Here is a 12,551-nt window from a genome sequence, read left to right as displayed (position 1 = left end):
GATTAAAACCCACTGCTGACTACATAAAAACGCTTCTGTAACGAATGACTAAAGCTATTTTCATTGCTTCCGTGGAGCCTTATACCGGCAAATCAGTCGTGGTACTTGGTCTGGTGAATTGGTTACTGGGCAAAACCAAAAAAGTAGGCTATTTTAAACCCATCATTGCCGAACAGGCAGCTGGCCAGAAAGAGATCCATATTCAAGCAATACTCGATTATTTCGCCCTCCCTATTCCTTACGAAGATACGTATGCCTTCACCCGGGAGGATGCCTTGCAGCGGATGGAGTCGGCTGGCCGGAGCGACATGCTCAATACGATTATCAGCAAGTATAAAAAGCTGGAAGAAACCTGTGATTTTATCGTTATTGACGGGAGCGATTTTCTTGGCGATGGAATTGCCTTTGAATTTGGGTCAAATGCCGCCATTGCCAAAAACTTAAGCGCCCCTGTGCTAGTCGTCATTAGTGGCGAAAATAAATCAACGGCCCAGATTGTCAGCGCTGCTTTGAGCGCTTTACAGGGCTTTGAGAGCCGGGAGGTGCAAGTGTTAGGGCTGGTGGCCAATCGGGTGAAAGCCGATCAACTGGACGATGTTCGGGAGCTACTCCGGCTGCAGTTACCAGCCGATCTTCTGCTCACGGTCATCCCCTGGGAAAAACAGTTACAGAGCCCAACCATGAAAGAAATCCGGGACGCCCTGGGCGCCAAAGTCTTACTGGGCGAAAGTCTGCTGACTAATCCAGTGGACAACTTCGTTACGGGCGCGATGATGTTGCCGAATTTTTTAAATTATATTAAAGAAAATGTTCTGATTGTTACCCCAGGCGACCGGGGCGATATCATTATTGGTGCCTTACAGGCCAATCTGTCAGCGAACTATCCTAAGGTAGCTGGTATCGTACTAACTGCCGACACAGAGCCCGATGAGCCTATCCTCCGCCTGATTTCTGGCCTCCAAACGGTACTACCTATCCTCACCGTCAAGCAGGGAACATTTGGCACAACTACGGCCATTGGCGCCATTCACTCCCGCATTACGGCCGATAACAAAGCCAAGATCGAATTAGCGCTGACCGTATTTGAAGCCCACGTAGATACAAAGGCCCTCGACGAACGGATTGTGACCGTCCAGGTTGAAGGCATCACTCCGCACATGTTTCAATACCAGCTTGTGAAAGCGGCCAAGAGTCAGAAAAAACACATTGTTCTTCCGGAAGGAAACGACGATCGGATCTTGATGGCTGCCGCCCGGCTTATCGCTCAGAATGTCGTTCGTATTTCGCTACTGGGCGATGAATCGGAAATTTTAGCATCCGTTAAGCGATTGGGGCTCCAGTTAGACATGTCTAGTCTGACCATCATTAATCCGGCCAGCTCGGAACACTACGCGTCCTACGTGGAAACCCTTTATGAACTTAGAAAAAACAAAAATGTGACGATCGATATGGCGCGGGATCTGATGCTGGATGTCTCCTATTATGGCACGATGATGGTCTATAAAGGGCATGCTGATGGCATGGTATCGGGAGCGGTTCATACAACCCAGCACACCATTCGACCTGCCCTCCAATTCATTAAGACTAAACCGGGCGTTTCGTTGGTATCGTCCGTTTTCTTTATGTGCCTGCCCGACCGGGTGTCTGTTTTCGGTGACTGCGCCGTGAATCCCAACCCTACAGCCGAGCAGCTCGCCGACATCGCCATTTCCTCGGCAGAAACAGGCGTTCGCTTCGGTATTGAGCCTCGGATTGCCATGCTGTCTTACTCCTCTGGTACGTCCGGAGAAGGCGAGGATGTAGACAAGGTCCGCCAGGCGACAGCGATTGTCCGCCAAAAAAGGCCAGATTTAAACGTAGAAGGCCCCATCCAATACGACGCGGCTGTTGATCCGGTAGTGGGGAGCCAAAAACTCCCGAATTCAACCGTAGCAGGCCGGGCCAGTATTTTGATCTTTCCAGATTTAAACACCGGAAACAACACCTATAAAGCGGTGCAGCGTGAAACTGGTGCCTTAGCGATCGGTCCCATGTTACAGGGCCTGAACAAACCCATCAATGATTTAAGTCGGGGTTGTACGGTTGATGACGTGTTTAATACGGTCGTCATTACGGCCATTCAATGTCAGGATAATAACCCTTAACCAATCATCCACCTGTCGTCACGATGTACATTCTTATTATTAATGCGGGCAGCAGCTCGTTGAAATACCAGCTCTTCAACATGCCGGCTCCAGAGCCTCTTTGTAGTGGCCTGATTGAACGAATTGGCACCGACAATTCGCTGATTCGCCATAAGGTATTGCGTCGAGATCACGAGGCAGTCATTGAACGACATGAACCTATCCATTCTCATGCGCAGGGATTTGCCCATCTGGTTTCGCTTTTGTCGGATGCCGAAGTGGGTGTGATCGAACGGTCGGATGAGATCACTGCCATTGGACACCGGGTTGTGCATGGGGAGAGAATTTCACGGAAGCGACCCGGATAACTCCAGCGGTAAAAGAAAAAATAAGATCGTATTTTCCGTTAGCCCCCTTGCATACCATCAATTATACGTGCATTGAAATCGCGGAAGAAACCTTTCCTGGCGCTGAACAGGTCGCTGTTTTTGACACCGCCTTTCACCAAACAATGCCCGATTATGCGTTTCGCTATGCAATTCCAGAATCGCTGTACCGTCAGGAAGGCATCCGGGTGTATGGCTTCCATGGAACATCCCATAAGTACGTCAGCGAGAAAGCCGCTCTCTGGCTGGGTAAGCCGGAGGCTAAACTCATTAGCATTCACTTAGGCAACGGATGCAGTATAACCGCAGTGCAGAGTGGCAAATCCTTGGATACGAGCATGGGCTTTAGCCCATTGGCTGGCTTGGTGATGGGAACCCGATCAGGCGACATTGACCCCGCTGTCATTTTTCATCTAATCGACAATGGCTACACGCCCGATCAAGTTTACACCCTTCTCAATAAAGAGTCAGGCATGAGGGGATTCACGGGTTATAGCGATATGCGGGACGTGAGAAAATTAAGAGAGGCTGGTGAGCATGCCGCTGAACTGGCCAGCGAGCTATATGCGTACCGGGTTAAAAAATTTATCGGTGCCTATGCAGCCGTATTAAACGGACTGGATGCGCTGATTTTCACGGCGGGCGTGGGCGAAAACGATTCAGAGATACGATCAAGAATATGCCAGAACCTGAGTTTCTTAGGTATTTATCTCGACCCAGAGAAAAATCAGGCCTTTGAAACCGGTCTTAGAGAAATCAATACCGACGGCTCTGCTGTCAAGATTCTGGTTGTGCCAACCAATGAGGAGCTGGAGATTGCCCAGCAAAGTTTTGCCTTATTGCAAAACGATTAACCCCACATGATAAGAATGAGGCCAATTCTGCTGTTACTTCAGCTTTTAGCCGTGTACGTCCATTAGCAGCTCGTTTCTATCAACTGTCAACTCTGGTAGCAAGAGTCCAGTCTATTAACCATTTACTAAGGTGAGCACAGTAGTATCTTGAATGCTGGAAGTATAGCGATTTGCGAAAAGGCTTCTCCCCTACCCAGCCACAGTTCAGAAAAACCTCGAGATATTTTCAGGATAAGACGTCTTTCAAACGTAACAAAATCGGCAAGAGGATTATCATCTTCTATCGGATTCCCGAAAATTCATTTCATCAAAGTATTATGCCTTTAGAAAAACCTTTTTCCGGTATAGAAAATACAGCAGCAGGAGTTGAATGAGCGTAACAGAAACGGTCTGGCCAACCACCTGCCAGTTGTCGGGTGCTAACTGAATCAGACCACCAAAAACAAAATTTGCGGTATGGGCGAAATTAACGGCACCTTCGGCAGCCAGATAAATCAAAATTGAATTGGATCCGATCAGGATAAAAGGAAACGCCCATTTTTTCCAGCCTCTTACGTCAATAACATAATAAAATACCGCTAAGAAGCCCAGACTCCAGCCACCTACGTAGAGGACAAATGAACTGGTCCATAGGCGTTTGTTAATAGGAAACAGTTGATCCCAGACTAATCCGGCGCCGATTAGCGCGCAGCCTGCTCCAAACAGAATTAGGGCTCTTCGGGCCATGGATAAGCTGCCGTTGTTATTTTTCAGAAACGTACCTGTTAGAACCCCCAGCAATGCGGTGCCGATCGCTGGAATAGTTGATAAAATACCCTCTGGATCATACACCACACTGTGGAGCCGGCCAGGCAGCAGTAGCCGGTCCACGTACGACTCCAGCGAACCCGCTTTCGTCAAAACACCCGCTCCGAAGCCCGGTACCGGAATCAACATCATGGCTACCCAATAGCCAATCAACAGGACGAGTAACCAGACTACCTGTTTCGCCGTGTTCGTATTCAGATAGATGATACCGGCAAAGAACCAGGCCAGTCCAATTCGACCAAGTACGCTGGCAAAACGGGTCTGGTCGTAGCCTTTGAACTGGAGCAGCCCATTCACTACCGTACCCAGGAAAACCAGAATCAGGGTTCGTTTGAGCATGGTGGCGTAGATCGGCTTTTTATCGGCAAAGGTCAGTTCATCGGCAGACGTAACACCTGCCCGATTCAGCTTGCCCTGCATGGAATACGGCATCGACACCCCGGCGATGAACAGAAAAAGCGGAAAAATCATGTCGTAGAACGTACAGCCATTCCATTCCGAGTGATGCAGCTGTTCTGACATCCAGACCAGTACCGGCCAGCCCGTTGCCTTAGCCAGCGCGTGAACGATGTGTTCACCACTCATGATCCAGAACATGTCGAAGCCCCGCAAAGCGTCCAGCGAAACTAGTCGGGCGGATGGAATCTTCGTCACTACAGACTGAGGAGCGGCACTACTGATTGTATTCATAAAACAGATTTTCGCAAGTTTGCTGATAGGTGTTTGCTGTTCATGATCTAGCCAATAGTTTAGGGAAGATACGCATCCGTCAGACGCGTCCGGTATTTTTCATACATCGTCTGGGCGCTCTGAATGCTATTGCCCGAAGGCGTCGTTGGAAACGAATTCTGTTTATTTACCCATTGCCATTCCCACTGCCGTATCTGCTGGTCAAACTGGTTCAGGTCAGGCTCTTTACCGGTTTCTAATGACTGCGTTAGTAACTGAAAAAACTGTTCCCAGCGAGGCCGGTAAAAGTCGCTTAGTAAGCCGTTCCACTGACGATTGGCGTACTCGTGCAACGGACTATTAGCATCACCCCAGAGGGTAATCAGATCCCGGGCGTTACGTTCGTACAAGGTTTTTTCAGCATCCGTTTTGCCCCAGCTACGGGCGCTTGCCAGCCACGGCCCCAGCATAAAATCCTGTCGGGAAGCCAGCAATACGTCCATGTCGCTGATCAACTCCAGAAATGCCTGACTGTGCTGCGCAAAAGCAGTTTTGTCCTTTTTCTGATACGCCTTTTTCCATTCTTTCTGAACAATCAGCGCGTAATTGGCCAATACTTGTCGCGTCAGGTCGACCAGATCATACCGAAACCCATCCGTATCGATTCCTTCCTGCGCTGCTTTGGCAAACAGGTCCCAGGCGGGTAGCAGTGCTTCGGGTGAATAATTGAGTTTAGTACGTGTCCATATGGTTGTTGAGTCGAACGTGGGGCGCCCCGTAATGATCGACTCGGCACCGTCGCGGATGTCTTTGCCATTGTAAACCGTTCGACGTAGCACCTGCCAGGCATCAACCAGCTTGGAATTGCTTGTGCGGTAGCGATTCCGGGCGTACTGCGCCAGCCAGGCATCGAGTTGTATGGGCTCCCGCTGCCAGGTGTGCTGCATCATCAGTTCGTAAATCACCGGATTCTGCTCAATGGCTTCCATGGTCAGGCCAATACCCAGCAAACGGCCTGCTTTGGGGTCGTTCAGGTCTTTCGCCGGATTAGCCGCTACGCCTTCCATTCGACCGAAAAGATTTACATTGCCCCCAAAATTATTGAGCATGTTCCAAATCCAGGGTTTTCCGTAGAAAGCATCGGTTCGTTTCCAGACCGGCTCAATTTCAGCTGCCAGATCGAGCAGAATCATCCTGTTGTCAGGAACGGCTTTCAACAGGGCTTCGATCTGGGGCGCTTTCCAGAATTTACGATCGCTGTAGAATAGCCAGCCCTGCATAACCCAAACGGCATCGTTATCCGCCTGCCGCATCCCTTCATAAATTCGTTTGCTGAGTTCACCCAGATAAACCGGATCGTCGGAGGGCGGTTCGTTTTCATTGAACGTATCGGCGGAATACAGATGATCGGTTCCGTAGAGCTGGGTTTGTTTCTGGAGAAACCGCTTCCCTATCTCGGCAAACAACGGGTCTTCTGAATCCAGAATATACGTATCGGCAAAACCGTTTGTCCAGTTGGTCGCTTTCAGTTTTGCCTTCGGGAATTTCTGACGGAACGCGGATGGTACGTGCCCCGTAAAGGCAGGCAGTACGGGTGTCATGCCCAACGCCCGTTCCTGTTTCAGAATCTGTTGCTGTAGTGTTTTGTGGCTCTCCATCCAGCTCTGCGGAAGCGGTCCACCCCAGCCATCGAGATTACCCATCCAGAACCAGGAAAAATAAGCGGGGCCGCTAAAGAAACCGGCCAGCTCTTCCGGATTGAACCCCATTTCTTTATACACTTCATTCCAGGTGTATTCTTCACCCGTAATGGCCAGCGGCATGTTTATACCGTGGAGCGCCATCCAGTCGATTTCGCGTTGCCAGCGCGGCCAGTCCCACCAACTCATGCTGTAGTTGAAGGTGCAGTAATTCAGGTAATAACGATACGTGTAGGGCGAGCTTTTCCGAAGTTTGACCGGCACGCCCGGTAGGCTCGCCGGAAGAGTCAGGTTGGTACCGTTCCAGGTTATCTGGCAATGACCGTACTCAGTCAGGTAGTGATAAAGAGCTGAGGCCACCGCCACGCCGTTATTGCCCCGTAAGGCGATTTTACCATTAACGCTTTCAATCTCGAACGTATTGGTGTTTGGCGACGCGGGTAGTGGTTCGACCACAAACGAAGTCGCGTGGTTCGGAATGACCCGTTTGATTAGCTCCCTTGCTGCCTCAACATTCAATTGGGCCAGGGCCGTCTCCGTTGTCAGGACCAACCAGAAACCAAGCAAAACTAAAAGTCGTCTATGTTTTTTAACGAGAACGATCATCGGAATATAGAAGGAAATTTGTCGACGGCGATTAGAGCAGACAGGCCGAGCAATAAAGTTATTCGATTTCGAACGATCAGGCATATACGTCATATGCACCGAACTTGCTCTCATCAGAATTTTCGCAATCCTGAGACGCGGGCGAGCTTTTCTTTAAAGTGCTAAGAGAGCTATGTTCTAGTCCTGGCGGAAAGACCCATTTATACAAACGAGCAATGTGATTCAGGACAATCCCGCCGGGTGGCATTGTGACACCCGGCGGGATTGAACAGCAGGTCCAGATCAGTAACCCGGATTTTGTTTCAGCGCTGGATTCAGCAAGAATGCAGAATTAGGAATCGGGAAAATCCGTTTGTTTGGATCGGCATCTGTTTTGTACCCCCATTTGCCTTCAAATTTTCCGTACCGAATCATGTCATTCCGATGCCACATTTCCGACGCAAACTCACGGACCCGTTCGCCATAAATTGCTTCCAGATCGACGCTTGCCAGGGACGCAGCCCCGCGAGTTGTCCGTATGGAATTAACCAGCGAAAGGGCTGTTGCGCCCAGGGTTGCCGCCCCACCCCGTTGAATCGCTTCGGCCTTCATCAGGATAGCATCGGCATAGCGAAAAATAGGTACGTCATTATTCTGGTTTCGGTTTAATGAAGAAGCATCCGGATAAAATTTAATGTTCCGATAGCCCATATTCCAGGCAATTTCGTCGTTCCCTACATCAAACGAGGCTACATCCTGACGTAACGTTACGTCAGGGGTCAGGTTAATCTGATACGTATAAGTCGCGCCGGGATCTGACCCCGCATAAAACTGGTCATAGCCTTTTTTGGTCGTCGTAACCGTAACGGGCGTACCGTCGCTGTAAAACTGAAGCCCCGTCAGCCATTCCTTGTTCCGGATATCGTTTGGATCATTGAAGTACTTATAAAACTCAGGCAACGTACTAACGGCAGCATCGGGCGTAAAAGGCATCTTGTATTTAGCGACCAGTCCTCTAGGAATATCATAGCGGGAATGCAGATTTGTGGCCCGAAATGGAAAGCTATTAGCCGCCGTCGCATCGAACGGAATCGCAAAAATGAATTCTTTCATTTGCGGCCCGTTGTTCGGATAAAACATTTGCAGGTAACTGCTGGCTGGCTCCAGGGTAAACTTGCCGGAATTGATAATATTGTCGCAGGCGATAACACAATCATTATACCGATTTGTGCCCGTATACACCTCTGCGTTCAGATACATTTTGGCCAATAGGGCGTAGGCCAGGTATTTCGTGGGACGCCCGTAGGTTGTAATATCCATTACCTCGCTTAGATCAGGCAGCGCGGCCTTAATCTCTGTTTCCAGAAATGTAAATACTTCCGCACGGGCCACATTTGGGTGAGCACTGTAATCACCTGACGTAGTGACAATTGGCACATTGCCAAAACTGTCCATCATCCAGAAATAAGCCAGCGCCCGCACCATTTTCAATTCGGCTAGATTTTGCTTTTTGGTGGTTCCTTCGGGCATGTTGGCGCCCAGAATAGCCAACGATTGATTCACCGTACCAATAATCGTGCTTAACCAGGTCCAGTTGCCATTCACGGTGCTGTGATCCTTCGTCCAGGTATGGTAATGTAAATCTTTGAACTCAGCGCCGTTATACCAGTTGCCACCCTTGGCCGGGAAAATAGCTTCGTCGGTACTCAGCGTTTGCAGATGAAAAAACTCAACGGAAATGTTTCCGCGCAGGGCTACATAAGCGGGACCGGAAGCAGAGATAAACTGGGACGCATCCGTGGGAAATACGGCGGGGGTCAATTCAGACGTTACGGGAACCGCCAGATCGTGGCAGGAAGACAGGGTTGCCAAAAGGCCCGCGAATAGAATCGATTTTATAGATGATGGTTTCATGGAATGAGTCTTTAAAGATCAGAATGATACGTTCACGCCAAAAAGAAACGTGCGTGTCTTCGGATAGAAGTTGTTATAATCTACGCCTGGCGCAATACCGCCCTGATTGATTTCAGGGTCCACACCCGTATACTTGGTGATCACAAACAGGTTGTTCACCGACGCATACACTCTGAGATTTTTGATGTGTTGATCGAGTTGTTTGAACGTATAGCCTAACGTAGCGTTATCAAACCGCACATAACTGCCACTTTCGACAAACCTCGATGAGTAGAGAAACGAATTCACATCCGAAATTGATTCATTGGCGGCATCTGCCAGAATATTCGTGTTCTGCGCCGAAATGGGTCGGAAAAGATCAGCCCGGGTGGCGTTGAAAATCTTATTGCCAAAGGTGCCCCTCAGAAAAACATTCAGGTCGAAATTCTTGTAGCGAAAATTATTCGTCCAGCCCACCAGCAACCTTGGTTGAGCATCGCCAATGTATTTATAATCGACGCCGATGCCTGGTGTTGTAGTTAGCTGCTCATTGCCACCAACGTACTGCGAGATGCCTGCCGAATTTTTACCGGCATACAGCAGGGAAAAGAACTGACCCAGCGGCTTCCCAGCTTTGAGAATTTCGAGCGAGTGGCTCGACTGACCAACGCCTTCCGGATAGGCAAGCAAAACGGAGTCTCCACCAGCAAACAAGGGATTGGATAAACTCGTCACGGTGTTCTTGTTATGCGCCAGATTCAGGCTAGTCGTCCACTTGAAGTTTCCCTGATTCAGGATGTTAGCACCCAGGCTAACCTCAATGCCTTTGTTATTGATACTGCCGCCATTGGTTGTGATTTTGCCGGTAGGTACCAGTATCGGATCGACACTGTAGGAGTAAATCATGCCCGTGGTATTCTTGTTATATACCTCTACCGTACCATTCACCTTACCGCCCAGTACAGTGAAATCGATACCCAGGTTAGCAGTCGCTGTTCGTTCCCATTTCAGATCTGGATTAGCCGCCTGAGTTGGTCCCAGAGCACTGGTCAGCACACCGTTGTAATAATACGTCCCCAGACTTCCCGACAGGAATTGAGTGGTATAAGCGCCAAACCCCGTTGCATTACCGGTAACACCATAGCTGGCCCGTAGCTTCAGGTCATTGAACAGTTTTTGGTTCGCCATGAAGCTCTCCTGGCTAATCCGCCAGGCGGCTCCTACGGATGGGAAATAGCCCCATTGGTTATTGGCCCCGAATACGGAACTGCCATCCCGCCGGATCGAGCCCTGTAGCAAATATTTATTTCGAAAGTTGTAATTGACCCGGCCAAAATCAGAAATCAACCGTCGTTCCTGATAGATACCGTCGGCACCAAATCCGATCTGGAATCCCGATGTGCCATAGGGGTTACTCAGAGCCAGGTTGTTGTAGCCAATATTATCGACCGGCAAATTGCTGGTTGTCACCTGAAATCCCTCCCCAATGATGTAATTCTGCCACGAATAACCGATAACCGCATTGATCGAGTGATCGCCAAACTCCCGGTTCCAGGTCAGAAAGGTTTCCAGAATTTTAGTGGTGTTCTTATAGGAGCTACGGGTTGCCTGCCCGTTCGTGCCAAATGACTGTTGGGTATGAAAGCCCAGATTCGGTTCCGGATTATCATACATGTTGTTGTAATGATCCGTAAAGTACTTGTTGTAATACGTTCCAGACAGTGAGGTTGTGCTTAGGTAGGACAGATTCAGGTCATACGAAAAGCCAAACGGCAACTTCACCTGCGTATTGAAATTACCGATCAGGTTGTTGGTCTGGGTGTTCATCTGACTATTATTAATCATCGCTACCGGATTATAATACTCCGTACGGCCTAGGTTTTCGTAGTACGTACCGTCGGCATTCTTAACGGGTGATGTTGGCAGATACTGCGCAGCCTGCAGCAACACGGTGTTCCGGAACGGAATATCATCCGAGGTCGTGTTTGAGTTGGAGACCGTCAGGCCAAACTTTAGCTTGTCGTTAAGCGCATACTGCTCAATGGCGAGCCGGGCAATTAACCGCTTCAGGGAGCTATTCAAGAGAATACCATCTTTATTGGCATAGTTGAGGCTGGCGCTGTAATTGGTGTGGTCTGTGGCGCCATTGAACGACAAATTATGATTGGTTGAAATCGCCTGACTTTTCTGGATTGCCGACTGCCAGTCCGTATTCGCGCCCTGATCATCGAGAGGAGACAGACCTACGTTATTTCTCGCTAAAAAGTCTTTTAGCTGAGTCGCATCCATCATCTTCAGATTATTTGATACGTTCTCGATGCCAACATATCCACTGTAGGACACTACGTTCTGCCCTTTCTTGCCTCGCTTTGTTGTGATGATAATGACGCCATTGGCGGCCCGGTTACCATAAATAGCGGTGGCCGCAGCGTCTTTTAATACATCGATGGTTGCTATGTCGTCGGGGGCCACCGTGGCAATATCGGCGCCCAGAATTCCATCAATAACGTAGAAGGGCCCCTGAGAACTGTTGATGGTCGATACGCCCCGAAGGATCACAGCGGCTGGCCGATTGGGATCGCCACTGGCTGTAATATTCAGACCCGGCACTTTGCCCTGCAGCAACTGACCGACATCCGTAATAGCCCCCCGATTCAGTTCTTCAGGCTTGACAGTACTAATGGCACTCGTCAGATTTTTGCGCGACTGCGTACCGTAACCAATAACGGCCACTTCGTTCAGAGTGGTGTTGCTTTCCGTGAGCACGATGGTGAAATCGGTCTGGTTCCCAACGGGCATTTCCTTCGAGTTGAAGCCGATGTATGATACCACCAGTACGTCTTCTTTGCCTGCGTTGATCAGGAAAGCGCCTTCGGCATCGGTTGTTGTTCCCTGGCGAGTCGCTTTCACCAATACCGTTACGCCCACCAGCGGTTTATTGTCCGTGCCTGTAACCTTGCCCCGGATAGGCGCTTTGATATCTTTCGGCGGTTCGATGGCCTTGCTCTCTTTCCGGGGTTTCAGGACGATGGTATGATCGACAATGGAATAGTCGATCGGCTGGTTTTTGAAGCACCTGGCCAACGCGTCATCCAGCGATGCATTTTTGACGGATACGCTAACCTTATCAGCCTTTTGCAGCAGTTCGGTTTTATAGAAAAAGGAATAGCCACTTTGCCGTTCGATTTCTTTAAGAACGCCACCCAACTCCTTATTATGGACAGACAACGTAATGAACTGGGAGTACGTCTTAGCTGATATCTGAAAGCATATCAGCAGTGAAAAAATAGTCGTCAATTTCATAACCAAAAGAATTTTGGTTGGCAAGAGGCCACAACAGCCGGTCAGCAGACACGACGTGCCGAACCTCTTTTGGGAAAAAGAGAGGTGATGCATACTTTTGTTTGGGGTTAACACTGGACAATTGGTGAAAAAAATTGTGTATTACAGGCTAACTCTGATTCCGGTCGGAAGCGGTTCCAGCGCTTCCGACCTTTTCATGATCAGCCAGGTTTGAACAATAGTCCTTAACGG

General features: G+C 49.4%; 5 protein-coding genes and 1 pseudogene. 2 read left to right on the top strand and 4 right to left on the bottom strand.

The window, feature by feature from the left end:
- The first annotated feature begins 44 nt into the window (after window positions 1–44).
- The gene (gene pta, locus LN737_RS08775) at window positions 45–2,144 is read left to right on the top strand and encodes a phosphate acetyltransferase (protein ID WP_405518027.1); all 2,100 of its coding nucleotides are present in this window, start codon (window positions 45–47) and stop codon (window positions 2,142–2,144) included.
- 23 nt (window positions 2,145–2,167) lie between these two features.
- Window positions 2,168–3,363 (top strand): annotated as a pseudogene (locus tag LN737_RS08770) (acetate/propionate family kinase).
- 315 nt (window positions 3,364–3,678) lie between these two features.
- On the opposite strand, the gene LN737_RS08765 reads toward LN737_RS08770, so the two are convergent.
- The 4 genes from LN737_RS08765 to LN737_RS08750 all read right to left on the bottom strand — a co-directional run bounded on the left by LN737_RS08765 (window position 3,679) and on the right by LN737_RS08750 (window position 12,320).
- On the bottom strand, window positions 3,679–4,860 hold the full coding sequence (locus tag LN737_RS08765; protein WP_405518024.1) for an acyltransferase family protein: 1,182 nt from the start codon (window positions 4,858–4,860) through the stop codon (window positions 3,679–3,681).
- 59 nt (window positions 4,861–4,919) lie between these two features.
- Window positions 4,920–7,145, bottom strand: a complete 2,226-nt coding sequence (locus LN737_RS08760; protein ID WP_405518022.1) for an alpha-N-acetylglucosaminidase — start codon at window positions 7,143–7,145, stop codon at window positions 4,920–4,922.
- Between the two features lie 282 nt (window positions 7,146–7,427).
- A complete protein-coding gene (locus LN737_RS08755; RefSeq protein WP_405518020.1) occupies window positions 7,428–9,038 on the bottom strand; it encodes a RagB/SusD family nutrient uptake outer membrane protein in 1,611 nt (536 codons plus the stop codon).
- Window positions 9,039–9,056: 18 nt separating this feature from the next.
- A complete protein-coding gene (locus tag LN737_RS08750) occupies window positions 9,057–12,320 on the bottom strand; it encodes a TonB-dependent receptor (RefSeq protein ID WP_405518019.1) in 3,264 nt (1,087 codons plus the stop codon).
- Window positions 12,321–12,551: the final 231 nt, after the last annotated feature.

It is taken from the genome of Spirosoma sp. KNUC1025, from assembly GCF_045160025.1.
Classification (GTDB): domain Bacteria; phylum Bacteroidota; class Bacteroidia; order Cytophagales; family Spirosomataceae; genus Spirosoma.
Note: the sequence above shows the minus strand (reverse complement) of the source record. Positions and strands in the feature narration are given on the sequence as shown.

What these genes read in the sequence shown, in the direction of transcription:
- pta (WP_405518027.1), top strand. Translation starts at nt 45, where the DNA reads ATGACTAAAGCTATTTTCATTGCTTCCGTGGAGCCTTATACCGGCAAA.
- LN737_RS08765 (WP_405518024.1), bottom strand. Translation starts at nt 4,860, where the DNA reads ATGAATACAATCAGTAGTGCCGCTCCTCAGTCTGTAGTGACGAAGATT.
- LN737_RS08760 (WP_405518022.1), bottom strand. Translation starts at nt 7,145, where the DNA reads ATGATCGTTCTCGTTAAAAAACATAGACGACTTTTAGTTTTGCTTGGT.
- LN737_RS08755 (WP_405518020.1), bottom strand. Translation starts at nt 9,038, where the DNA reads ATGAAACCATCATCTATAAAATCGATTCTATTCGCGGGCCTTTTGGCA.
- LN737_RS08750 (WP_405518019.1), bottom strand. Translation starts at nt 12,320, where the DNA reads ATGAAATTGACGACTATTTTTTCACTGCTGATATGCTTTCAGATATCA.